The organism is Staphylococcus simulans, from assembly GCF_047037175.1.
GTDB classification, from domain to species: Bacteria; Bacillota; Bacilli; order Staphylococcales; family Staphylococcaceae; genus Staphylococcus; species Staphylococcus simulans_C.
Map to the genome: position 1 here is coordinate 1,180,273 of NZ_CP178241.1, position 25,263 is coordinate 1,205,535.

The 25,263-nt window shown below is 36.0% G+C and carries 25 protein-coding genes and 1 pseudogene; 4 read left to right on the top strand and 22 right to left on the bottom strand.

All coding sequences use genetic code 11. From position 1 onward, the window contains the following. Window positions 1–99: 99 nt before the first annotated feature. From ACFCT9_RS05960 to fdaB, 3 genes are all read right to left on the bottom strand, one after another. A complete protein-coding gene (locus tag ACFCT9_RS05960) occupies window positions 100–450 on the bottom strand; it encodes a winged helix-turn-helix transcriptional regulator (protein WP_412521498.1) in 351 nt (116 codons plus the stop codon). Window positions 451–513: 63 nt separating this feature from the next. Beyond that, window positions 514–1,773 (bottom strand): UDP-N-acetylglucosamine 1-carboxyvinyltransferase, encoded by a 1,260-nt coding sequence (locus ACFCT9_RS05965; protein WP_412521499.1) that lies wholly within the window; start codon window positions 1,771–1,773, stop codon window positions 514–516. A gap of 497 nt (window positions 1,774–2,270) precedes the next feature. After that, entirely contained in the window at window positions 2,271–3,128 is an 858-nt protein-coding gene (gene fdaB / locus ACFCT9_RS05970; RefSeq protein WP_412521500.1) for a class IIb fructose-bisphosphate aldolase FdaB, read from the bottom strand. Window positions 3,129–3,430: 302 nt separating this feature from the next. Here fdaB and ACFCT9_RS05975 point away from each other — a divergent pair, with 302 nt between their 5' ends. Then, complete coding sequence (locus tag ACFCT9_RS05975) at window positions 3,431–3,964, top strand: DUF2529 family protein (protein WP_412521501.1); 534 nt, start codon at window positions 3,431–3,433, stop codon at window positions 3,962–3,964. 83 nt (window positions 3,965–4,047) lie between these two features. On the opposite strand, the gene ACFCT9_RS05980 is transcribed toward ACFCT9_RS05975, so the two are convergent. The 4 genes from ACFCT9_RS05980 to ACFCT9_RS05995 all read right to left on the bottom strand — a co-directional run bounded on the left by ACFCT9_RS05980 (window position 4,048) and on the right by ACFCT9_RS05995 (window position 7,844). Then, window positions 4,048–5,664: a CTP synthase gene (locus ACFCT9_RS05980; protein WP_412521502.1), complete on the bottom strand. Its 1,617-nt coding sequence runs from the start codon at window positions 5,662–5,664 to the stop codon at window positions 4,048–4,050. A gap of 230 nt (window positions 5,665–5,894) precedes the next feature. Continuing rightward, complete coding sequence (gene rpoE, locus ACFCT9_RS05985) at window positions 5,895–6,440, bottom strand: DNA-directed RNA polymerase subunit delta (RefSeq protein WP_412521503.1); 546 nt, start codon at window positions 6,438–6,440, stop codon at window positions 5,895–5,897. Between the two features lie 122 nt (window positions 6,441–6,562). Continuing rightward, window positions 6,563–7,429, bottom strand: a complete 867-nt coding sequence (locus tag ACFCT9_RS05990; RefSeq protein ID WP_412521504.1) for a GNAT family N-acetyltransferase — start codon at window positions 7,427–7,429, stop codon at window positions 6,563–6,565. Window positions 7,430–7,478: 49 nt separating this feature from the next. Further along, window positions 7,479–7,844: a VOC family protein gene (locus ACFCT9_RS05995; RefSeq protein WP_412521505.1), complete on the bottom strand. Its 366-nt coding sequence runs from the start codon at window positions 7,842–7,844 to the stop codon at window positions 7,479–7,481. A 92-nt stretch (window positions 7,845–7,936) separates the two neighbouring features. Between ACFCT9_RS05995 and coaW the strand changes: the two genes are divergently transcribed. Continuing rightward, window positions 7,937–8,746, top strand: coding sequence for a type II pantothenate kinase (gene coaW, locus ACFCT9_RS06000; RefSeq protein ID WP_412521506.1), 810 nt, complete (start codon window positions 7,937–7,939; stop codon window positions 8,744–8,746). A 97-nt stretch (window positions 8,747–8,843) separates the two neighbouring features. Here coaW and ACFCT9_RS06005 read toward each other — a convergent pair whose 3' ends face one another. The 3 genes and pseudogenes from ACFCT9_RS06005 to ACFCT9_RS06015 all read right to left on the bottom strand — a co-directional run. Further along, window positions 8,844–9,509: a DUF2750 domain-containing protein gene (locus ACFCT9_RS06005; protein ID WP_412521507.1), complete on the bottom strand. Its 666-nt coding sequence runs from the start codon at window positions 9,507–9,509 to the stop codon at window positions 8,844–8,846. Between the two features lie 129 nt (window positions 9,510–9,638). Continuing rightward, the gene (gene ldmS, locus ACFCT9_RS06010) at window positions 9,639–10,835 is read right to left on the bottom strand and encodes an L-aspartate--L-methionine ligase LdmS (RefSeq protein WP_412521626.1); all 1,197 of its coding nucleotides are present in this window, start codon (window positions 10,833–10,835) and stop codon (window positions 9,639–9,641) included. Window positions 10,836–10,868: 33 nt separating this feature from the next. After that, a pseudogene (locus tag ACFCT9_RS06015) lies at window positions 10,869–12,026 on the bottom strand (M20 family metallopeptidase); the annotation flags it as partial. Window positions 12,027–12,317: 291 nt separating this feature from the next. Between ACFCT9_RS06015 and ACFCT9_RS06020 the strand changes: the two are divergent. Next, window positions 12,318–12,785, top strand: a complete 468-nt coding sequence (locus tag ACFCT9_RS06020) for an S-ribosylhomocysteine lyase (RefSeq protein WP_412521508.1) — start codon at window positions 12,318–12,320, stop codon at window positions 12,783–12,785. Between the two features lie 129 nt (window positions 12,786–12,914). On the opposite strand, the gene ACFCT9_RS06025 is transcribed toward ACFCT9_RS06020, so the two are convergent. Next, on the bottom strand, window positions 12,915–14,171 hold the full coding sequence (locus tag ACFCT9_RS06025; RefSeq protein WP_412521509.1) for an aminoacyltransferase: 1,257 nt from the start codon (window positions 14,169–14,171) through the stop codon (window positions 12,915–12,917). Window positions 14,172–14,350: 179 nt separating this feature from the next. Next, window positions 14,351–15,013: a deoxyribose-phosphate aldolase gene (gene deoC / locus ACFCT9_RS06030; protein WP_412521510.1), complete on the bottom strand. Its 663-nt coding sequence runs from the start codon at window positions 15,011–15,013 to the stop codon at window positions 14,351–14,353. A gap of 249 nt (window positions 15,014–15,262) precedes the next feature. On the opposite strand from deoC, the gene deoD reads away from it, so the two are divergent. Continuing rightward, window positions 15,263–15,970 (top strand): purine-nucleoside phosphorylase, encoded by a 708-nt coding sequence (deoD, locus tag ACFCT9_RS06035; protein ID WP_002481817.1) that lies wholly within the window; start codon window positions 15,263–15,265, stop codon window positions 15,968–15,970. 59 nt (window positions 15,971–16,029) lie between these two features. Here the strand turns inward: deoD and ACFCT9_RS06040 are convergent, their stop codons facing one another. The 10 genes from ACFCT9_RS06040 to ACFCT9_RS06085 form a co-directional block, all read right to left on the bottom strand. After that, a complete protein-coding gene (locus ACFCT9_RS06040; RefSeq protein WP_412521511.1) occupies window positions 16,030–16,704 on the bottom strand; it encodes a D-alanyl-D-alanine carboxypeptidase family protein in 675 nt (224 codons plus the stop codon). A gap of 175 nt (window positions 16,705–16,879) precedes the next feature. Then, window positions 16,880–17,326, bottom strand: a complete 447-nt coding sequence (locus ACFCT9_RS06045; RefSeq protein WP_412521512.1) for a Dps family protein — start codon at window positions 17,324–17,326, stop codon at window positions 16,880–16,882. Window positions 17,327–17,590: 264 nt separating this feature from the next. Then, the gene (locus ACFCT9_RS06050) at window positions 17,591–17,989 is read right to left on the bottom strand and encodes a thiol-disulfide oxidoreductase DCC family protein (protein ID WP_412521513.1); all 399 of its coding nucleotides are present in this window, start codon (window positions 17,987–17,989) and stop codon (window positions 17,591–17,593) included. Between the two features lie 124 nt (window positions 17,990–18,113). Next, on the bottom strand, window positions 18,114–19,490 hold the full coding sequence (locus ACFCT9_RS06055; RefSeq protein ID WP_412521514.1) for an EVE domain-containing protein: 1,377 nt from the start codon (window positions 19,488–19,490) through the stop codon (window positions 18,114–18,116). Window positions 19,491–19,629: 139 nt separating this feature from the next. Next, window positions 19,630–19,860 carry a hypothetical protein gene (locus ACFCT9_RS06060; protein WP_412521515.1) on the bottom strand — a complete coding sequence of 77 codons (231 nt, stop codon included), beginning with the start codon at window positions 19,858–19,860 and terminating at the stop codon, window positions 19,630–19,632. Window positions 19,861–19,880: 20 nt separating this feature from the next. Further along, window positions 19,881–20,819, bottom strand: coding sequence for a mannose-6-phosphate isomerase, class I (gene manA / locus ACFCT9_RS06065; protein WP_412521516.1), 939 nt, complete (start codon window positions 20,817–20,819; stop codon window positions 19,881–19,883). A 510-nt stretch (window positions 20,820–21,329) separates the two neighbouring features. Continuing rightward, a complete protein-coding gene (locus tag ACFCT9_RS06070; protein ID WP_412521517.1) occupies window positions 21,330–22,022 on the bottom strand; it encodes a LutC/YkgG family protein in 693 nt (230 codons plus the stop codon). Continuing rightward, a complete protein-coding gene (locus ACFCT9_RS06075; RefSeq protein WP_412521518.1) occupies window positions 22,022–23,458 on the bottom strand; it encodes a LutB/LldF family L-lactate oxidation iron-sulfur protein in 1,437 nt (478 codons plus the stop codon). The genes ACFCT9_RS06070 and ACFCT9_RS06075 overlap by 1 nt, the downstream gene beginning before the upstream one ends. Before the next feature lies 1 nt (window position 23,459). Further along, window positions 23,460–24,194 (bottom strand): (Fe-S)-binding protein, encoded by a 735-nt coding sequence (locus tag ACFCT9_RS06080; RefSeq protein WP_412521519.1) that lies wholly within the window; start codon window positions 24,192–24,194, stop codon window positions 23,460–23,462. Window positions 24,195–24,469: 275 nt separating this feature from the next. After that, window positions 24,470–25,168, bottom strand: coding sequence for a FadR/GntR family transcriptional regulator (locus tag ACFCT9_RS06085; protein WP_412521520.1), 699 nt, complete (start codon window positions 25,166–25,168; stop codon window positions 24,470–24,472). Between the last annotated feature and the right edge of the window lie 95 nt (window positions 25,169–25,263).

Below are 25,263 nucleotides of genomic sequence, written 5' to 3' on the forward strand. Positions count from 1 at the left end.
TAGTTTATCCTTTCTTAGAAATATTTAAACGTTTTTGCTTATAACGCAAAATAAGAGCCACTCCAAATAGGAATAACTCTTACAGTGCTCAAATCTATATTAAGAATTGGCTACATTATTTGATTGATTCTCAGATTCAAGTTCAATATATTTTTGCGCCCATTCTTCCATCGGTACTAAAGCCTCAGCTAAAGCAGCACCTTTATCTGTTAAATGATAAACGATTGATAAAGGGGCTTTGGATACGATGTTCTTTTCGACTAGCTCCCACTCCATCAGTTCTGAAAGTTTCAAACTTAAAGAACGTGGTGTAATGGTCTTCAAATCTTTCTTCATATCACTGAAGTGTGCAGATTGTTCTGGACATCTTGATAGATAATTTAAAATCAATCCATTCCAGCTTCGACCGATGATTTTGAATGTTTCTTCTAAATAAGGACAAATTTCCATTTAAATCACCTCTTCATGATTATTACATCATGTAAACTTACTATACAAAGTATACCACGTTTTTTAAATTTTTTCAGTCCAAATGTTTGCGCCTAAAGATTTTAAGTTTTCTACAATGTTTGTGTAGCCACGATAAATGTGATTTACATTATAAATAGTAGTAACACCTTCTGCGATTAAACCAGCAATAATTAAGCAGGCACCAGCACGTAAATCACTTGCGTACACAGAAGCACCATGTAATTTAGATGGTTTCACGGTCGCTGTATTTTGATCTACAGAGATTTCTCCGCCCATTTTTCTTAACTCTTCGATATGACGGAATCTTTCTGGATAAATCGTATCTGTCACAAATGAAGGACCATCTGCTAAGAATAGTAATGGTGTAATCGGTTGTTGCAAGTCAGTCGCAAAACCTGGATACACTAATGTTTTAATGTTTACGCTATTGAACGGTAATTGACCTTGAAGTTTAACACGGTCATCATCAATCTCTACATCTACGCCCAGTTCACGTAATTTAACAGTTAACGGTTCGATGTGTTTAGGGATGATATTATCAAGTTCAACTTCAGCCCCGCAAGCAGCTGCCATACACATATATGAACCTGCTTCAATACGGTCTGGAATAATTTGATGCGTCACACCATGCAAATGGTCGACACCTGTAATTTTAATTGTGCTTGTACCTGCACCTTTAATGTTAGCACCCATGCCTGTTAAGAATGTCGCAACATCCACTACTTCAGGTTCTTTCGCCGCATTTTCAATGACAGTTTGGCCTTCTGCACGAACTGCAGCTAACATAATATTTATTGTTGCGCCGACACTGACCATATCTAAGAAGATATTGGCACCTTTTAATTCTTTCGCTTCAATCTTCATAGAAGTCGGACTTGATTCATCAATTGTCGCACCTAATGCTTTAAATCCTTTAATATGTTGGTCAATTGGACGTGGCCCTAATGGACATCCGCCAGGTAATCCAATCACACATTTTTTAAAGCGGCCCAACATTGCTCCCATCATATAATAAGATGCTCTTAATGACTCTACCTTATGATTCGGTAAAGATGCATTTTGAATTTCTGTCGGGTCTACTTTTAAGTCTGTTTCTTTTAAATCTGTTTTAATGTTTAAATCCTCTAACAAGCTTACTAAAGTAGCAACATCTGAAATTTGCGGCAAGCCTTCTAATGTTACAACATCCTCTGCAAGTAATGCTGCTGGGATAATCGCCACGGCACTGTTTTTAGCGCCATTGATTTTCAGTTTCCCTTTTAATGGCTGTCCGCCTCTGATTTTTATTACTTCTTGAGCCATTCGATTGTTCTCCTTTGTTATTCAATCTTTATTCCGTAGTTATATGTATAGTCTACCTTGTTTTCGCTTCGACTACACCCACGCTTTCATCATTTCTATGAAAAAACTGTTATCCATATACTTCATAATTAATTATAGTAGAATTCACTAGCGATTGTATATTCATATTATAGAATACAAAGCCATTTGTTAAAGTATTTACAACATGTTGATATGTTGCACCCATTTTATGCGTTTGTCTTAAGATGTTAGTCTTAACAAACTTTTTTGTTTCATTCAAAAAATCACTTAAGACATTATAGCACAAGTCACGTTAAGACTGCGAAATAATTTAGGTCTTCAGATGAATTATATCTAACATTATTGTCATATAATATTTCCGCAATCTTTTGTATCCTAACAAATGGTTGATGAGAACACAATCTTTTGATGTTATAGCACAATAGAAAAAAGAGCACCTGATAAAAGATGCTCTTTCAAAACTTAATTCTTAAAAATTAAGCGCGGTTAGAAGTACCGAATTCTTTGATTTTGCCAGTTACTGTAGCTTTGATTGCTTCACGAGCTGGTCCTAAATATTTACGTGGATCGTATACTTCTTTATCGTTGTTTAATACTTCACGAACTGCTTTCGCTGAAGAAATTTGGTTTTCAGTATTTACGTTAATTTTAGCTGTACCTAAAGAAATAGATTTTTGGATATCTTTAGTTGGGATACCAGTACCACCGTGTAATACTAATGGTAAACCAGTTGATAAACCGATTTCTTCCATTTCTTTGAAGCCTAAGTTTGGTTCACCTTTGTAAGGACCGTGAACTGAACCTAATGCAGGTGCTAAAGTGTCGATACCTGTTTTTTCAACAAGTTCTTGACACTCTTTAGGGTCAGCATAGATAACGCCGTCAGCAACAACATCGTCTTCTTGTCCGCCGACAGTACCTAATTCAGCTTCAACTGATACGCCGCGTGCATGTGCGTATTCAACCACTTTTTTAGTGATTTCGATATTTTCTTCGAATGGGCTGTGTGAAGCGTCGATCATAACTGATGTGAAACCAGCATCGATTGCTTCTTTACATTTTTCGAAGCTTGAACCGTGGTCTAAATGGATAGCAACTGGTACAGTGATTTTTAAGTCATGTAATAAGCCTTCTACCATTTTAACTACAGTGTAGAATCCGCTCATGTAACGAGCAGCACCTTCAGATACACCTAAAATAACTGGCGCATTTTGTTCTTGTGAAGCTTCTAAAATAGCTTGAGTGAATTCTAGGTTATTAAGGTTGTATTGACCAACTGCATAACCTTTTTCTTTTGCATCGATTAACATTTCTTTCATTGAAACTAAAGGCATGAAAGTTCCTCCTTGCGTGCATCGTGCACGTGATTTTTATACGTTAAGTATATCAAAGTCACCGCCGTAATGCATTGCAAAACTAAATGTAAGCGGTTATAAATGATAAAATTGTGTGAATTTTCAAATGAAAACGTATACAACTTGCGTATAAGTATTTCACAACCACTTTATTTCATTCTTAACGTTATATTTTTTATCATTACCCGCTTTTCACAACGCTTTATACATTTTTCAGTCAATTGAATTAAAGCAGGTCATCCTTTAAAATTGAATTATCGATTATTTAGTTGGAGGCTATTATGGCGAATATCTTACAAACACAACTTACAGGAATATTCAATCGCTTAAATCAACAAGAATTGGATATCCAAATGGCAGCACAATGTTTAATTCAAGCTATCGGCGGCGAAGGCCATGTCTATGTCAAAGGCTATGACGACTTAAAATGCTTTGAAGATTATGTTCTAAACAGCAGCGAGAAATTAGAAGCCAGCAAGCGACTTTCTGGTTTAGAAAGTTATGAAGCCTTAGATACGACAGACCGTGTCTTACTCTTTGCGCCTTTTTATACAGAAGCTGTACAAGCTGATACACAGCGCTTGATTGATTTAGATGTTGATTTCGTATTAATTTGCAATAAAAATAAAGAAACACCGATTCCAGACCATTTATTGCATTATATAGATTTATGTACACCAAGACCGATTGTTTACACAGAAGATTACGATAAAATTGTTCAGCCACACCCTATGGCATTTACGTATGTCTATTATGAAATCTATACCCAAATGATTGAAATGATCAGAGATTTAGATTTGAATGTAGAAGATTAACAGTTCTTATTCTATAGTAAAAAGCGGCAAAGCTGTTTCACTTGATGTGAATGCGCTTTGCCGCTTCTTTTGTATGCTTAAATTTATTTATTTTTGTTTTGTTGATATTTGTTTGCCGCTTCAATAAACGCCTTGAAAATTGGTTGCGGACGGTTTGGTCTAGATAAGAACTCTGGGTGGAATTGACTTGCGAAGAAGAAGTCATTACCCGGAATTTCTACCATTTCAATTCTTCTGCCGTCTGGACTGATACCTGAGAAGACCATTCCTGCATCTTCCATTTGTTGACGGTAGTCATTGTTAAATTCATAACGGTGACGGTGACGTTCTTCGATTTCTTTTTTACCGTAAATATCATAAGCTAATGTACCTTCTTTGACTTCACTTGGATACAAGCCTAAGCGTAATGTACCGCCTAAATCTTCGATATCTTTTTGTTCTGGTAATAAGTCAATGATTGGGTATGGCGTATCTGGATCTAATTCTGCAGAATGTGCACCTTCTAAGCCAAGTACGTTACGTGCGAATTCAACTGTCGCTAACTGCATACCTAAACAAATACCGAAGTATGGTACATTGTTTTCACGCGCATAACGGATAGCTGAAATTTTACCTTCACTTGCACGGTAACCGAAACCACCAGGTACTAAAATACCATCTACATCTTTTAAGTACGCTTCTGCGTTTTCGTCTGTCACTTCGCTAGAATCAATCCATTTCACTTTGATGTCTTTGTATAATGGATAACCCGCATGTTTTAATGCTTCCACAACTGAAAGGTAAGCATCTTGCAAGCTTACATATTTGCCGACTAAACCAATAGTGATTTCACCATCAAGGTTATTTACGATTTCTAATAAATGTTTCCATTCATCTAATTGTGTATCGTATTTCGCATCAAGGTCTAAACGATTAATAACTAAGTCGTCCATATGTTGTTTGCTTAATTGTAAAGGAATTTCATATAAAGATTCTGCATCACGGCATTCAATCACATTCTTTTCAGGGATGTCGCAGAATAACGCAATTTTATCTTTTAAGTCTTGTGTCATTTCATATTCAGTTCTTACCACGATCAAATCAGGTTGAATCCCTAAACCACGTAATTCTTTAACACTATGTTGTGTTGGTTTTGTTTTCATTTCACCCGCTGCTTTGATGTATGGCAATAACGTACAGTGAATATACATGACGTTGTCTCTGCCTAAATCGCTGCGGATTTGACGAATCGCTTCGATAAATGGAAGTGATTCAATATCACCTGTTGTTCCGCCAATTTCTGTAATCACTACATCGGCATTTGTACTTTCGCCTGCTAATAATAAACGTTCTTTAATTTCATTTGTGATATGAGGAATAACTTGTACCGTACCGCCTAAATAATCTCCGCGGCGTTCTTTTTTCAATACGTGAGAGTATACTTTACCTGCAGTCACGTTTGAATATTTATTTAAGTTGATGTCGATAAAACGTTCATAGTGTCCTAAGTCTAAGTCTGTTTCCGCACCATCGTCTGTCACAAAGACTTCACCGTGTTGATACGGACTCATTGTACCCGGGTCTACGTTTAAATATGGATCGAATTTCTGTATCGTTACGGATAAACCTCTATCTTTTAATAATCTGCCTAATGATGCAGCCGTAATCCCTTTACCAAGTGAAGAAACTACTCCGCCAGTAACAAATATGAACTTAGTCATTCTTTTTCCTCCTACTTTTCAATTACAAATTAATCTTACATTCCATAACTTGTTTGTATTCCTGTTAAGACATTTAAGGTCTTAGCGTTTATATAAAAATCGCTTTAAAAATAAAAAAACGCTCCCTCTCACATCTCATGTAAAGGGGGAGCGTATGATTTATACACGTTGTCCTAATTAAAGGAGCCCGAATAAAATTCTATCATTTTTCGCAGAAAAGTCAATTATAATTATTCTTCGTCCGGCTCATCATTGAAGCCGACAGCGTCTTCGAACATTTCTTCTGCTTCATCTAACTCGTCTTCGTCTTCTTCGATAACGATGTCAGAATCATTGACTTCATCTTCATCTTGAGGATCGTCTAAATTTTCTTCATCATCCTCAACATCTTCTTCTGTTCTTTCTTCGTCTTCCTCTTCTTCCTCTTCGCCAAGAAGTTTCAGACTCTTATCTTCTTCATCATCTTCATCTAAGATATCGAATTTTTGGATTGTAGGTGCGATTTTTTCTTCAATATCATCTACTGAATACCAGTCACGCAATCCCCACATATTTTCTCCAACATTAAGGAAACGACCGTCTGTGTTCAAGTCAGTGTAGAATTGAACGATACGGTTTTCTAAATGTTCATTGTCTTCATAGTGTCCTAAAGCTTTAAATTCATCAATGATATCGTATAAATTCATCGTAGTCCCTTTTTCTTCTAATAAAGTATGGGCCATATCGATAAATGATTTTTCGTCTACCATTTCTTTTGTGTAGTCTTGAATTTTCATATGTTCTATTACTCCCTTTCAAAGGCTTTATCAATTCAATCACAAGTTTACTTATATCTCATGTTAACAAATGTAAATTATAAATGACAATGTCCTATTTCGCAATGCTAATGATGACTTTTTTAATAAACGATATATTTTTCGAATTTCACATAATCTTCAGTCTGCAAAGTTGCGACAAAATTACTGTTCAAACATAGCGGTTTTAATCCATTATGTTCACCGAATAAAACAATATCTAAAACCTCGATTTCAGGATATGTTTTTCGGATATAAGTTGCTAATTGACGCAAGGCACTTTCAGCAATACCTTTATGGCGTTTGTCTTTATCCACTTCAATTCCTCTGATATGCATACGATTGCCAGTGGCTTGTAAAGCGATAAAGCCGGCTTTTTGGCCATCTAACATCAAATGAACTGTATCTATTTCTTCATCAGGCTGCTCATCTGGTGCTTTTAATTTTAAAGATGAGACATACTTAGAATCTAAATCTAAATAATACAAGCGCTCTTCGCCGATGGGGCCTTCTTGTTTGGTTGCTGTATGCATAAAGCCAGCACGTTCATAAACATTCCAAGCGGCTTTATTTTCAGCATCGACAACTAAGTATAAGTGGTTGAAGTCGCTATATTGCGACTGAACATAATTCGGCAGGTTCATCATAATCTTTGTGCCGTAACCATTGCCTTGAAATTTTTCATTAATTGATAACGAACGGACATAGACGACATGTTCTGGTGTGTCATAGCCTTCGTGTTGATAATATTGGTGCAAAACAAAGAAGCCGACCACTTCCCCTTTTTGATTGATAGCTATATTTGCGATACGGTCTTTGTCTTTTAAAGCATCGTCTAATACTTGAATCGGTAAAGAAGAATAAATCATCTGTCTTTCTGACAGTTTGAAATCTACGAGTTCTTGATAATACTTTGGTTCATATGGCTGTACGATAATATCTTCATATTGCTTACTGTGTTTCATATACATCCCCTACATTTCGAATTTACTGCAAGTTTCTTTATTGTTTCCCTAGGTCTTACGCTGAGAAACAATTTGAGAGCCAGTTTACACCGAATTGATCTCTCACTTGACCATGCATTGCATTGAAAAAAGTTTTGGTAATCGGCATATGCGGATCTCCATCGACACTTAACGCATCATAGACACGTTGTTGTTCTGATGGATCTTCAAAGGTTAATAACAGATTAACATTTTCATTGCTGAAAGGTTTGCCGTAATTGCTAGAAATATGCAAAACCATCGATTCTGAAACATGTACCTCTGCATGTAATACTTGTTCTTTTTGTTGATTCAATACTTTAATTTCACCGCCGAAAACACTTTGATAGAATTCAGCTGCTTGCGCAACATTTTCTACGATAAGGTATGGACTTAATTTCATTTTTATTGTGCACTCCTTAACTTTGCTTTTTTCTTTCCCTTTTGATTATACTATTAATGATTACATGTCATACATAATTTTGAGGTGAAACTATGAAAATCGGTATTGATGCCGGTGGTACATTAATAAAAATTGTCGAAATCGACAACGGGCAACGCACTTTCAGAACAAAACGCTCAGATGAATTAACTGAAGTGATTCATTGGTTGAATGAACAACCTTGCAGAAACGTTTCTTTAACAGGCGGTAAAGCACAAATGATTAAAGATCAATTGAAGTTTCCCGCACAAGAATTCGTTGAATTCGATGCGGCTTCAAAAGGCTTAAATATGTTATTAGAAGAACAAGGTCATTATTTAAAAGATTATATCTTCGCTAATGTCGGAACAGGAACATCTATGCACTATTTTGATGGTCAAACACAAAGACGTGTTGGCGGTATTGGTGCTGGAGGCGGTATGATTCAAGGATTAGGTTACTTACTATCAGGTATTACTGATTATCAAACTTTGACAGATACTGCAGAACAAGGCGACCGAGAATTTATCGATTTAAAAGTAAAACATATCTACAAAAATAGTGAACCGCCGATACCTGGCGATTTAACAGCCGCAAACTTCGCACACGTTATGCGTCACCTAGACAAAGAAGTTTCAACTGCTGATAAATTGGCCTCTGTTATGGGTGTTGTTGGAGAGGTTGTCACTACAATGGCGATAACACTCGCTAGAGAATTCCATACAGAAAATGTTGTCTATATTGGTTCATCTTTCAACCACAACCACTTGCTTCGTAAAGTCGTTGAAGATTATACCGTCTTACGTGGTTTCAAACCTTACTATGTTGAAGGCGGTGCTTTTTCTGGTGCCTTAGGCAGTATTTACTTAGGCAACCCAGCTTAATTTAACAATAAGCTAAAAATTAGGGAGTATGGCGAAACAAATCCACGCCATACTCCCTATTACTATTTATAAAATATCTCTATCTATACATCTCTTATTAATATGAAAGTTCATTTTGGAGTGTTTGTGCTGAAACAATAGAGCCCACGACATCAGGTTTTAAGTTAATACCGACACCATTGTCATCATCTCTTAAATGATCTAACCATTCACTGAAGACTTCACCTTCAACTTGTTCTACTTCACACTCTTCAAAATCTTTATCACGTACATTTAACGCTGATTGATAGTCACTCCATACCGGCATGAAGTTCGGTTGGTCCGCACCATTATTACTAATAATAATGAATTGTTTATTTCCTTTGTCAGTTAAACCATAGACCTCATCTGTTTTGGCAGTAATACGCGCAAACTCGACAGTACGGATGCGATCAAGCTCAGTCATCATTTGATTTGTCGCTTGATAAATATCGATAAAATGACCATCTAATTCATCCGTAACATTTACTAGGACTTTGTCACCATTATCAAATAAATCATCCATTTCACTTGTCACAAAGCGATCTAAATCGCGAATAATAATTTTGTCATAAGCATCCGAACGATTTTCAAAATACGCTTCTGCTAATTCTTTTTTTGTCCAAAACAGCGCAACGGCTTGTCCATCCACATCTCTACGCACCATTTTTCTATCTTTAACTGCAATGTAATAGGTTTCATTTACAAGCAAATCTTTGAAAAACGTTTCGTGTTTATAATCCATAATAAACCCACTTTCTCTATAGTTGTGTATCAATGCAAATATAAAATAATAAACTTAAACAGTCAATCTAATACAGCAGAGAAACCGAAAAACGGCTAAAATCTCACTAGATTTTAACCGTTTGATTGATTAGTTGCCAAGTTCTTTTAAGAACGCTTTTTCATTCAAGTCAATTTCTTCTCTCGAGCTGCCATGCCAGATGCACGCAAAACGAGAATTGACTTTATCCTTACCATACCAATCACCATCATAATACGATAACGGATAAATTTTACCTTGTCGGACATATTTCATAATTGTACGATAGAATTTCGTATTGTCACCACGAGAGAAATAACTGTAGAATTTATGGAAATCTCCAGATAATTCATCATCTAATAGCAACATACTTGTTGAACCATTTTGACGGAAGTTCAAATCAATCGCATAGACATGGCCATACTTGTCATAAAGCAAATCAAAGCCGCCGACACCATAGAAACCTTCTTTAATTCCGTTTTCCATAATTTCTCGGCCCGCTTCAATCACCGCTTGTGGTACCTCTTCTACCGGCACACTTTGGTTGCCATTATAGAATCCATATTCATCTGTGATCTGTTCAGCTGTTCCTAAATACTTCAAGCCAATTTGTTCTGAGTAGGCAAATTGGACACAGTAATTTGCGATATCATCTATTTTTTGTTCGATAATCATTGTTTCCGTTTCATCTAATGCTTTATGAACACGTTCAATCGCTTTTTCCAAATCTTCTTGGTTATAGCAAATCATCACACCATAACCGCCAGCTGTCGGTAAATCGTCACCTGGTTTCAACACAATCGGTAAATCCCATTTTTTCACCGCGGCTTCGAAATCTTCAACTGCCACAACTTCACGTCTTGGTAAATACTTCCCGTTCGTCCATTCAGGAATACGTGCTTTATTATTTAATGCGACAAACGTATCTTTATCTAGCGCATAATCTTCTTTAGGTACGATTTCTTCACTGTGTACATATTGGAAATAAATTTTCTTATGGTCTTCTTGGGTTAATGAACGTAATAAATGTTCGTAACTTGCTTGGTTATGGAACTTATAAATATTGCTTGGAATTTCTTTACCCACTTCATTAAAGAGCTGTTTCAATTTGTCAGTCACACTGGCTTCATGCACAATAACTGGCATTTTATTCGCTATCAGCAACTCACGTCCAGTTAAGAAATTAGACTGATGTTCATCCGGTTCTAACCACGGATTAGAAACATAAGATGGACGTGATGTGTAAACAATTGAGTCATCATATAAATCACTTAATGTAACTTTTGGCTGCTCTGAATGTTTTCTCAATTCTTTCAAAGAAGCTTGTTTCACTTTTCTGACATGCTGTTCTTTGATTTCTCTTAATAGTTCATTGTTTTGAATTAAATCTAAGCCCATGCGTGCTAAAATATCTGCCCCTTTAATCAATGCGCTGTCACCATGATCAGAAGCAGCTGCTTCTTTAAATTTATACGTATGACCCACTAAATTACTTGGACCGATTTTAATATGCGCATGTAATGTCGGTACGATATGACTGACATTCCCTGTATCTGTTGAACCGTATCCAAAGTCATCTTCACTGACTTCTTCGCCTTTTTGACGTGCATAATACGCAAAGAGTTCATCTAATTTAGGCGTTAAAATAAATTCGTTAACTCCATTTTGAATCGGTTTGAATGAATAGTCACAGCCTGTCTGCATTGCAGCCCCTTGTGCAATTTGACCCACACGATGTGTTAATACATCTAAGTCTTTACGTGTTGTAGCACGTGTATAGAAACGCGCATGTGTGTAGTCTGGGATAATATTCGCCGCTTCTCCCCCATTTAAAATCACACCATGGACACGTTCACCTTTTTTAATTTGTTGACGTAATTGTGCGACCCCATTGAAATAACTGATCATCGCATCTAAAGCGTTGATTGCTTCATCTGCATTTTCAGAGGCATGCGCACTTTTACCATAGAATTTAATATCTAATACATCTACCGCTAAAGTATGGATTGTTTTATACGTTTCATTACCAGGATGCAGCATTAACGCTACATCGAGTTCGTCGATGATACCTGCTTTCACATAGCTTGCTTTTGCACTCCCGTTTTCTCCGCCTTCTTCAGCTGGACAACCTAAAACCACAACTTGTCCGCCCACTTCATCAATCACTTGTTTTAACGCAATCCCAGCTAATACACTCGTTGTTCCGATAATATTATGCCCACATGCATGGCCAAGTCCAGGAAGCGCATCATATTCTGCTAAAAAGCCAATTGTTGGTCCTGGTTTATGACTATGATATTGCGCAATAAACCCAGTCGGATGCCCTGCGATATCTTGTTCAATTTCAAAGCCGTTTTTAGTTAATTCCTGCATTAATAAACCAGACGCAAAGACTTCTTGGTTTCCTAATTCTGGTCTTTCATGGATTTTATGACTGATATCTATAAATTCTGACTGTTTTGCATCTATAAATTCTTGAATTTGAGTTTCAAATGACATTTTATTGACTCCCTTTATTTTTCAAAGATATATGTGCCTTTTAGGTTGTTTTAACACGATTTAGAACGCTTTTGCACACCGTTCTTATCCCCTTTTATATCTTTATCAGTAAAATTGATTACTAAACATTTTAAAGGTTTTTCATGACTTTGTCATCCTTTTTCTTAATTTTCAACAAATTCATTCCGAGTAAACCGATAAACTTTTCTCAAAGTGCACATTCAGTTAAATTGTAAATGCCTCTTACCCTTGTTACAATAAGACATGAAGAACTAAAGGAGGTTTCGTTTTATGCCTAAAATGAACGTTGAAAGTTTCAATTTAGATCATACTAAAGTTGTTGCACCATTTGTACGTCTTGCTGGTACAAAAGAAGGTCTAAACGGAGATGTTATTAAGAAATACGATATTCGTTTCAAACAGCCGAACAAAGAACATATGGAAATGCCTGGTTTACATTCATTAGAACACTTAATGGCTGAAAATATCCGTAACCATACAGACAAAGTTGTAGACTTAAGTCCAATGGGTTGCCAAACAGGTTTCTATGTCTCATTTATTAACCATGATGATTATGAAGATGTGTTAAACATTATCGAAGCAACATTAAAAGATGTTGTTGCGGCTAAAGAAGTACCTGCTTGCAACGAAGTACAATGTGGTTGGGCAGCAAGCCACTCATTAGAAGGTGCACATGAAATCGCAAAAGAAATGTTAGAAAAACGTGACCAATGGGATAAAATCTTCAGTGAAGATTAATATGGATTAATTGCTTTATTTAATGCAATTGAAGACTTAAATACCCGCTTCAAATCGGAATTGATTTGAAGCGGGTATTTTCATTTGTTTATATTTTAGTTTAAATCTAAAGCACTGGTTCTATTCGTACTACGCTTTGTTTTTCAATTTATCTAATAGTAATGAGAGTTTATACAGCATTGGGCGAAGCGGTTTAATAAAGTCTCCAATATACTCTTCGACATGCGCATTGAAACCTTCTTTAAATTTCTGCACACCATAGTCTTCTGCGTTATCAGAGAAATCACCTGTAATGCCGTAGAAGTTATAACGATCTATGCCTTTCTTTTTCGCAAATTTAATCATTTCCCATTGTAAGCGATAGGCGCCCATAAACGCATTATACTTTGGATTTGAGCCACTTGATAAATAATAAACCTCATGTTCATTATATAAATATAATGCGGCAGCTAAATTTAAAATATGACCATCTTTTTCAATCAATGTTTGTGTCTCATTAATTTTACGCTCATTGCTTTTGAACTGTTGCTGAAGTTGATTAGCTCTGCTTTTTGACTTCTTAGAGTTTGGACTTTCTTTTAATTTCTCATTGATCTCATCTAAGTCTCTTTGTAAATGTGCATGCTTCTCTTTTAGTTCTTTTAAATACGTATGCAGATCTACATAAGCTAATTTTAAGAAACCACGTTTCCCATAAATTTTCTGCATATGTTTAAAATAATCTAACCCTCTGAATGTAAAACCATGTTTTTCTTCTGCCATTTTAAACAGTTCAAAGAACAATGGAGTTTCATCAATAGAAAGTGTACGCACTTGCACACCCATTTCGTATGTCTTTTTGATATTACGTCTTGTTTGATAGTCCATTTCATTTAATAACTGTGTCTCTGATTTTCCTTTCAAATCTAACACAGACAGCCATCTAATTTGGCTCATAGAAGAATATCCGATAGGGTATCCTTGATGTTGATACCCTAGTTTCTCTAATGACTGTATTAATTGGTGATTATCAAAATGTTGGATGATTTCACCATCAGTTTCTCGAATACTTTCTAATACATAAGGGTCAACAAGTACATACAATCCTTTTTGTTTTTTTAAATAAAGTGTCAATGACGCAAAGAAATATTCCACAAGTTTTATATTTTTATAGTCCATGACAGGTCCGCGATGTGTATAAAAATATTTAAAGAAACGCATACTTCTGGATTCTGTTAATAAACACGCCGCAATCACATGATTATGATCATCTTTAACACCCACTAAATGCACGTCATGTTGTATTTTCAAACGATTATGATAATGTTTCGCTGATTGTGTGTAATGTGAAAAATGTTGTTTCGTATAATCATCAAACTCTGCTTCAGTTAAATTTGTAAAGTACATGTTGCATCTCCTTCGGTGTTTTTGCTCAGTTTAACTTTATCACTCTACAACACCACACACAACAATGTAGCGTGTAATTATTTATATATTTTAACGTTTACTTTTAGCCAATGAAAAAAGGATCGATTCTTAATTGAATTAACAATTAAGAACCGAACCTTTTGGATTCATTTATTCACTTAGTAATCAGAATCTGATTCTAATCCTTGTACAATTTGTACACCTGCACTGGCACCAACACGTGTCGCACCTGCATCTAACATCGCTTTGAAGTCTTCTAAATTACGAACACCGCCTGAGGCTTTGACTTCTAACGCGTCACCAACAACTTCTTTCATAAGTTTCACATCTTCAACAGTAGCGCCTCCGCCTGCGAATCCAGTTGATGTTTTCACAAAGTGTGCGCCTGCTGCTTTACTTAATTCAGAAGCTTTACGTTTTTCTTCGTCTGTTAATAAAACTGTTTCAATAATGACTTTCACTGTGTGTCTATCTGCAGCTTTAACAACCGCTTCAATATCTTGTTGAACTTTGTCATAGCGTTTGTCTTTTAATGCGCCGATATTAATTACCATATCTAATTCATCTGCACCATTTTTCACTGCGTCTTCAACTTCAAATGCTTTCGTCGCAGTTGTATTTGCGCCTAATGGGAATCCGATTACTGTACAAACTAAGACATCAGAATCTGATAATGCTTCTGCCGCATGTTTCACATAAGTCGGGTTGATACAAACAGATTTAAATCTATATTCTTTTGCCTCTTCAATCAACTTATCAATTTGTTCAACAGTTGTATCTGGTTTTAATAAAGTATGATCAATATACTTCGCATAATTCATTTATATACATCCTCCATTTTGGTTGTTTACTCTCACGTATAATATAACGTATTCATATATCATTTTACCAAATATTTTAACTGACTAAAATATAAGAGATGTTTACCTTGTTTCTTTTTCACTCTTTTATGGAAAACATACCTGTTTTAGCGTTAAATATACGTAACGGTATTAGGTTATTCTCGCAAATTATAGGCTTGCGTGTTATCTTTAACTTAACTTATTTTTTTATTAAAGGAGCAGATAAATATGACTCAAGGTACACCGCATATTCAACCAAATGGTGCTAAAATTGCGAAGACAGTATTAATGCCTGGTGACCCGCTACGCGCAAAATATATCGCAGATAATTATTTAGAAGATGTCGTTCAATTCAACGAAGTCCGTAATATGTTCGGCTATACAGGCACATATAAAGGTAAAGAAGTTTCAGTGATGGGTTCAGGTATGGGTATCCCTAGTATCGGTATCTATTCTTATGAACTTTATAACACGTTTGATGTAGATACAATTATCCGTATCGGATCTTGTGGTGCATTACAAGAAGATGTGAACCTTTACGATATTATTATTGCACAAGGTGCATCTACAAACTCTAACTACGTAGACCAATACAATATTCCAGGTCATTTCGCACCATTAGCTGACTTTGATTTAATGGTCGAAGCTAAAAATGTAGCGGATAAAGTTGGCGCAACAACACACGTCGGCAACATCCTTTCTTCAGATACATTCTACAATGCTGATTCTACATTCAACCAACAATGGCAACGTATGGGTATTTTAGGTATCGAAATGGAATCTGCAGGTTTATATTTAAATGCGACATATGCAGGTAAAAAAGCATTAGGTATCTTCACAGTAAGTGACCACATTTTACGTGATGAAGCAACTACACCTGAAGAACGTCAAAACTCATTTACACAAATGATGGAAATTGCGTTAGAAATCGCATAATTCATTCTATATCCTTAAAGGCGAAGCTCCAGTCAGCTTCGCCTTTTTCGTTTGCTTTATTATTTTTTGTCATAACCATAATCTAAATATTCTTCTAATGTCGTATGTTGATCATGAATAGCTTTCGCATGTTTTTGGCCCACATATCTGAAGTGCCATGGTTCATATTGATAGCCTGTAATCTGTTCTTTACCTTTTGGATAACGGAGAATAAAACCATACTCATGGGCATGCTGCGCAAGCCATTTGCCTTCAGGTGTTTCTCCATATGCTTCTAGGAAATCTTTATTGCCTGGTGGTGTACCTACATCAAAAGCCAAGCCTGTTTGATGTTCAGAATAACCTGGTCTGGCACTATATTTGTCCGCTGCTTTTTGACCATCACGCGCTACATAACTATTATAGAGCCCAACTTGTTCTTGATAGGATCTGAATCCGCTGCGATAAACAATATGTAAGCCTTGTTGATGTGCATCTTGTATCATTTCATTTAAATGTTGTCTCGCTGTTTGATTTTCTCCTTGATTATAATGTTTTGAAATAGGCACTTTTTTATTCACAATCATTAATCCATCAACGGTTGTCACACCATTTTTTTGTTTCACTTGATGTGCTTGTTTCGTGCTTTGTTGTTCAGATTGTTTTTTCTCTTTATTTTCACTTTGATCTGATGTACTGCCGCATGCGGTAAGTAATAGACTTGCTGCTAGAGTACCCGCAATTAATTTATTCATTCTAATTCACCTCATCCACTTTCATACTTTTAGTATAGAACTGTTAAAATATTCTTCAACATCTATTTGCAAAAGTTATAAAAGTTTACATGCACAAAACAAATAAAAAAAGACCAAGTCATGGCTAGATGAACCACGGCTTGGTCTTCTTTATTGTTGTTTAGCTGATCGATGCTTATTTTCCTAAGAATGATTGGAACATCCAGTTGTGTTTATCAACTGAAGTTTGTAATGCGATTAACATATCTTGTGATACATCATCTTCTGCATCTCCAGCAACACCGATTGCTTTTTCAAGTTGTTCAGAAATGCTAGTGAAGTCTTTAGAAATAGATTGAACCATATCGTCAGCAGATTTTTCTGATGCTGCTTCATCAACAATCGCAACATCTAAGCTTTCTTTTAATGTTGCAACTGGGCTGCCGCCGATTGCTAAAATACGTTCTGCTAATTCGTCAATATGCACACTTGCTTCATTATATAATTCTTCGAATTTTACGTGTAATGAGAAGAAATGAGGGCCTTTCACAAACCAATGGAAGTTGTGAATTTTAGTATATAATACTGTCCAGTTAGCTACTTGTTCATTTAATACACTTACTACATCTTGTTTATTTGCCATAAAAAATCGCTCCTTTAGATTGTCATTTCTCTCTTTGTAATAATTATTATATTATAACCATTCTAATCTGTAAAGCTATTTCTCTCCTAATTTAAAATTATTATAAACTACGGAGTAAAGATGTCGTTATTGCTCACTTTATTATTTTACCCTTCTTAAAAGCTTATAACACATGATAAATCCTTCTGCACTGTGCTTTTAATTTCTTTCACAACCATTTTTGGTATAGACTAATGAATTATTCATTTTAAATGTCATTCTCAATTAAATATGCTTTGGCATTTCAATAAAGAATGAACGCTCATAATCTGTGGGTGTTTGCCATTCTGCATGCCACATTTTGTCACGATTATTTGCGAATAAATCATAACCGAAATTACGTAAAGGTTTCGGTACAAGCGTCAACAGTATGCCCATCCATTTATCTTCTGTTAATGACATCAAGAGTTTGGCAATCGCTGTAGACTTGAAATAAAGATGTTCCCCTTCTTGAAGTACGACGGTATTCATTTTTAAAATACCTGGGTTTCTGCGTTCTAGTTCTTGACCTGCTTCTCCTTTTAATGTCGCAAATTCATAGCGTTTAGATAAACCGTGTCTGATTAACCAGATTGCATAGTTATAGCAATATACACAGTTTGCATCATAATAAATAATTGGCATGTCCTCATGCTCCTTTCGGTCTGTTTTTCCATATATTATATAGAATACCCGTATTCGTAGATCCATAATTTTTCATTAAAAAAAGTCTTAGATAGGGTATAACCCTCTAAGACTCATAGCATCATTATTCATGATTGACTTTGACAATTCGTGCATATTTTAAGAATTGTTCAGAGTATTTTTGTTTAATCGTTTCTAAATCATCATATGTGACACCGATAATATGCCAGTTTGGATTGAAGTGATAGAAGGAATCTTTATCGCGTGACCATCTAACCATAGAACCATCACGATTATAGCGTGGCAATGTGACCTCATACCCTTCTAATACATTGATATATGTTTGGAAGATATCTGGATCGATACGGTTGAAATTATCGATGACTAAATAACTTCTATCAGTTCTCGGCATCAACTCTGTAATGAAACCTTCTCGATAATACAATGCCCCTGCTTCATTTGGTAAGTATTTACCATACAGCATATCTTCAGTGAAATCAGGATGTCCAGTTGTTATAACCGGTTTCGCATTGGTTTTTTGTAAAAGATTTTCTGCAGCTTTTAAGCCTTCTGCACGATCTTTATCTTGAATGACCAACAAGATGAAAGGTTTGATTTCATCATCTGTCTGTTGAACAGCATCGTCTTTTTTAATCGCTTCAAATTGCGGCTTCACACTATCATTACGACTCATTTCAAGAATTGCGTCAAATTGTGCTTGAGACATGCTGGCGATAGCTTGTTTCGCATTTTCTTGTAAGTAATACAAGTTTTTCAATCTCGGGTGCTTATTTAAAGTTGCTAAGTTTACTGGATTAATATCTTCATCATAACGCACTTCAATTGCGGTACTGTTCGTACGGCCTTGAATCGGCGGCAATTCACGAATATGATGTGTCACTTCACCTAAACCAACAACAGAATGATCTGCATTGCGGTTGTAAAAGACAAGCTTGTCACCGATTTCAAGTTGTGTGTAATAATGATAGCCATTTCGTTTAATCCCATTAAATGTATGTGTAAAGAGTGTGTAAGTTTCTCCTGGTTCAAACTCTTTGGATTCAGCTAAGAAGAAATATCTTGGTACTTGTGTTGTCCCTTTACCAAGTTGTTCAATCAACTCAAACTCTTCTTTGGCGATTTGGTTGAACAATGTCTCTTTCATGTTATTGATACGAAACTCTAATTGTTCACTGCGTTTTAAATAATCTGCAGTTAACGGTTTTAAAGCCTCAGTCAAACGAAATTGTACGCGGATTTTATGTTGTGCACCTGTTTGGACACTGATGATTTCACCGCTTCCAAGCAGACCTGCATCTGTTTGAACTTGATAAAAGATTACTTTATCGCCTGGTTTTGCTTTTTTAAATGCTCTAAAACCCTGCGTAGGATTGAATTGTGCCCCTGATTCAAACAATGTTGTCTGGCCCACTAAAGGTTCATTATGGTTCCAACGATTATAACCGCAGTTCAGCCAGAAATAGTTTGTTTCTTCACTCATTTTATACTGCTCCTTCTTCATCAATAAATTAATTTAAGTGCAATATACGCATTTCACAGCTGTTCGCTTCAATCCTATATTGCAAATCTCATTCTAGCTATTTATATCAAATGCCTATTTACGATACAAGTTAAACTCATTATCTTGGCATGAATAAAATAGCCATCAACGGCATGAAATTGATTAAAAATCCGCCTAATTTCAACATATTGCTTGTTTGTTTATCTGGTATTGTGATGAAAACACATAATATCCCTAAAATAGAAAATCCAGCCGGAATCAATAAGTTAGGATACTTAGGAAAATTCATGAATACACCTGCACCAGATAATATACCGCAGATTAAAGTAATGTATAAAAACTTTCGCATGCTGCTACACCTCTATTTCTTTAAACATACGTAATCATAACAGTTAAGTCACCTTCAAAGATGTTATCTAAATCCTCGGATGTCAAAATAAAATTGCTGCCTGAGGCAATCTCATAAACATCGCCATCTGTAATCAACTGCCCTTCACCATCGATGACTGTGACTAAACAAAACTCTCTAGGTTTCATGTAATTTAACGTTCCTGTGATTTCCCATTTCACTACTGTAAATGCTTCATGTGCAATGTAAGTCGTACGTTTATGATTCTCGATAATTTCTGATTCAGGAATCACATTTGGGCTATCTTCGCGTACTTCAACCACATCTTTAGCTTTCTCAATATGCATTTCACGCGGTCTTCCATCAACATCTACACGATCATAATCATAAATGCGATATGTGACATCTGAAGCTTGTGTCACTTCATACACGAGTAATCCTTTGCCAATCGCATGAACAATACCATTCGGCACATAGAAAAAGTCTCCTGCTTGTACTGGGATATGTTTAAATAAATCTTGGTGTTTACCTTGATCTAAAGCCTCTACAAAATCATCTTTAGACTCAGTATTCAAACCATAAATAATTTCAGCATCATCATCCGCTTCAATAATAAACCAGCATTCCTTTTTGCCGAAATCACCATCTTCATGTTCATAAGCGTATGCTGTGTCTGGGTGTACTTGTACCGATAAAGCTTCTTGTGCATCAATCATTTTAACCATTAAGGGAAATTGCGCACTTGGAAAATCACCGAATAATTCTTTATTTGTTTGCCAAACCTGACTGAGTGTTTGACCTTTGAATGGACCATTTGAGATGACACTGTCACCATGTGGATGCGCAGAAACTGTCCATATTTCTCCAATATCTGTTTCAGGTAATGCATAACCATAATTTGATAAGTGATGACTCCCCCAAATTCTCTCTTTAAAAATCGGGTCTAAAAACAATGGCATTGAAACTTTCCACCTCCGCTACTTTTTCAAACCGTGTCTACTATGTATCAAAATCTGTTTTTCTGAATTCTTGTGGGCTTCATTCATGTTAGCGTTATCTAGCATATTATAACAATATTTTGTTCTGGGTGGTAGTATCCATAATTTTTTTACAAAACTTACTCATCAAAATTTCACTCAGTATATGTTTTTTTCACATTACTTTTAATACTTTTGAAACGATTTATCATTTTCACTATTAAATCTACATTTTCTATTAATTATTGCTTGTGTTGGCTATCTCTTACCCTTTATAATAGAAGTATGTTAATAGTACCTTAACATATGCTACATAAGGTAATAAAAATGATTAATATCGAACGAGTTGCTGATGCAGCTCACACTGATAAAAAAATTTGCATAAGGACCTAAGCCCTGGAAAAGCTTAGGTCTTTTTAAATACAGAAAATCCCTGAATCATTTCATTCAATCTATGATTCAGGGATTTTACCATTTCTATACAAAATATATTTAGATATCTTCTACAACAATATAAGCTGCTTTGACTGGACCGTGAACCCCTACAACTAAGTTCATTTCGATATCTGCAGAGTTTGAAGGTCCTGTAATGAAGTTTACACATGATGGGAAGCGTGTATCTTCTTGGTTTTTATCGAATAAGCCGTCTGCGGCTTGAGTAAATCTTGGAACGATTGTAGATTTAGGAACAATCGCAATATACGTTTCAGGCATTAAGCTGACTGCACGACCGCGTCCTTTGCCTGAGAATAAGACAATTGTGCCGCTTTCGCTTAAACAATAATCACTGAACGTAATACCTACTTGTGCAGTTTGCGCTGCTAATTTACTTTCTTCTGGGTGTGCTTCATCCCATACAGTGGTTTTAAACGCACTTAAATCTACATTGTATTGATCAAAGCGTGGATCATCAAAACGAACAACTGGATTGCCGCCAAACTGTTCGATTGTTTCTTTCAATGTATCGTTTAACTGTGCAGTCGTTGTTTTCAAGAATGCTGTATGAATGTTTTTACATTCTTGTTCTAAATGGTCTACAAGTTCATCTTGTGATAAATCACTTAATGTTTTATATTGCGGCTGTACTGACCATTCAGGTTTGATAACTTTCTCAGGTGTTTTACGTTCTAAGGCATTTTGGATATTTGCTAGGAATTTGTCTTTATTAGAAACTGAACCAGTCATTAGTGATTACCCTCTTTCTGTTTCAAATGTTCTTTCATCCAGTGATTGAAACGTTCTTTTTCAGGTGTTGGGAAATCTCTGGATTGTGTCCAAGCATGTAATGGTTTAGGACCTTTTTCTACCCAGCCGTCTTTATTCGCAAACGGTTTAAGCGCCGGACCTGCCATTTTAATACTGTATTGGAATAATTGCGGTTTCGTTGTTCCGATACCGAATCCTTTCATTACCAGACGTTCGCCTAATGCTGATTTTTTAAGTTCTTCCGCTTCAACTTGACGATGTTTTAATAATAAATCATGAAGTGGAATTTTTACCGGACAAGCTTCTGAACATGCTGCACAAAGTGAAGAGGCATATGGTAATTGACCATATTCTTCATAACCGCCAAGTAATGGTGATAAAACTGCACCCACTGGACCAGGATAAATAGAACCATAACTGTGACCGCCTGAATGACGATATACAGGGCAAACGTTCATACATGCACCACAGCGGATACATTGTAAAATTTCTTGGAATTGTGTACCTAGAATAGTTGAACGACCGTTATCAACAATGACTAAATGGAATTCTTCTGGTCCGTCGATTTCGCCTTCTCCACGTGGACCAGTTAAAGTTGTTACGTAACTTGGTAATTTTTGACCCACCGCACTACGTGACAACATGCCGACTAAAACTTCCATTTCTTTAAATGATGGGACGATACGTTCCATACCCATAACCGTAATTTGAGTTTTAGGTACTGTTGTAGACATACGTGCGTTACCTTCATTTGTGACTAAACAGAAGCTGCCGCTGTCAGCAACCGCAAAGTTGCATCCTGTGATACCAACTTCTGCTGCTAAGAATTTTTCGCGCATAATTTTACGTACAAAACGTGCCATTTCTGTTGGATCATCTGTACCTTCATAGCCTTCTTTCGCATTTAAAACGCGACGGATTTGGCCACGGTTTTTATGCAATGCAGGCGCTACGATATGTGATGGCGGATCTTCTTCATCAATTTGTAGTAAGTATTCACCTAAGTCTGTTTCAACCACTTCTGCACCAGTATCTTGTAAGACATGGTTCATATTGATTTCTTCAGTAACCATTGATTTAGATTTTACGATTTTTTTCGCATTTTTCTTTTTAACAACTTCAGCAATATAATTAGATGCTTCTTCTTTAGTTTCTGCGAAGTAAACATGACCGCCTAGTTTGGCAACATTTTCAGATAATTGATTCAAGTAGTAATCTAAATTTTCTAATGTATGTTGACGAATTTCAGCAGAAAGTTGACGCCATTCTTCCCAGTTGCCAAGCTCTTCTTGTGCTTTGAGCTTTTTAACTCTTAGACCATCTTGTGCTGAACTTACCGCACCGCGCATAAATTTATTTTGCTTCTCAACTTTGAATGCTTCTTTGAATGTTTTTTCTCCGATACGCATACCCATCTTAATGCACCGCCCCTTCAAGTTGATGATTTAATACTTCAGCAATATGAAGCACTTTTACTTTACTGTTGATACGTTTTAAACGACCTTCAATATTCATTAAACAGCTGGCATCTGCACCGATTAAGTAATCTGCACCTGTTTCATCAACACAATGTGCTTTTTCATCAACCATTTCACTTGAGACATCTGACATTTTGACTGCAAATGTACCGCCGAAACCGCAGCAATTATAATATTGCGGTAATTCAACTAATTCTAAACCTTTCACATGGCTTAATAATTCTTTAGGTTCATCTACAACACCTAAAACACGTGTGATATGACAAGATGGATGAATCGTTGCTTTACCTTTTAATGAAGCACCTACATCTGTCACACCTAAGACATTAACGATAAATTGTGTAAGTTCATAAGATTTATCCGCTAATGCTACGGCTGCTTTATGCATCACTGGATCTTCTTCAAATAAACTTGGGTAATGTTTGAACATCGTAATACAAGAACCAGATGGAGCGACCACATAGTCTGAATCTTTAAATGCTTTAATCATTTGTTTAGCTGATTGTCTTGCATCATCAAAATAACCTGAGTTATAAGCTGGTTGTCCGCAACATACTTGTGCAGTTGGATAATCTACTTCACAACCAAGTCTTTCAAGCAATTCCACTGTCGCAACACCAATGCGTGTATGGAAGGCTTCAACTAAACAAGTTGAGAATAAACTGACTTTCATATTTTACACCCTTTCCCCGCTCGCGCATCATACGTGAACGTATTTGCCCTATTCAAATTTAATGATTTCTAGTGACTTAATCACGAAAACAGCAGCAATCATCCCCACAACGATTACTGTTTAGATTAAGACAAGAAACGATTACTCGTACATTATAGCGCTATTTAAACATCTAGTCATCAGATGTTTAACAATTTGTTCAAACTTTTTTATATTTGATAACTGTTCTTAGGCAAAATAAAAACAAGTCCCTATTTTGAGACTTGTTGAAATGATTACTTTTGTTGAATATTTTGCAAAATCGTATCACGTACTTCTTCTAAATGCGCGCGCATTTGCTGCATCGCTTTAGCTTCATCCTTTTGATTGATAGCTTGATAAATCTTCTGATGTTCTTCATATAAGCGAAGCAATGCTTTCTCTTTATCAAATAGATAAACTCTGCGTGTTTCTTTCATAGTTTCTTGAATCACGTCAGAAATATTATTCAATAAATCAAACAACATATCATTGTCAGCAGCTCTGGCAATGGCTAAATGGAATTTTAAATCCGCCGCTTCACCTGACGTTCCATCACCCACCGCTTTTCGCATCAATTGCAATGCAGAAGTCAGTGCTTCTAAATCCTCTTCTGTTCTATGTACAGCTGCTTTTTGTACAGTAGCTAATTCAACAACTTCACGTAATTCTAATAAATCTTCAATCTGTTTACGTGTCAAACTAGATTCATTCAAATCAAAAAACACAGGTTCTCTTTTCGTCACAAACGTTCCATAACCTTGTTTGATTTCAATGACACCGATTGTACGTAACGCATTAAAGGCTTCGCGTACAGAAGCCACACTGACACCATAATCTTTCGCTAACGCTTGTATGGAAGGCAATTTGTCCCCGACAGCATATTCACCAGATTTAATTTGTTCTAACAAGATGTCGGCAATTTTTTCATATATCTTTGTTTTAGAAATTTTCATCGACCTTTGACCCCCATAATTTTATCTACTTAATTATAACAAACTCTGGAGAAGTTACGATAAGAAAAAAGAAGGCCATTAAAGACCTTCTAAAC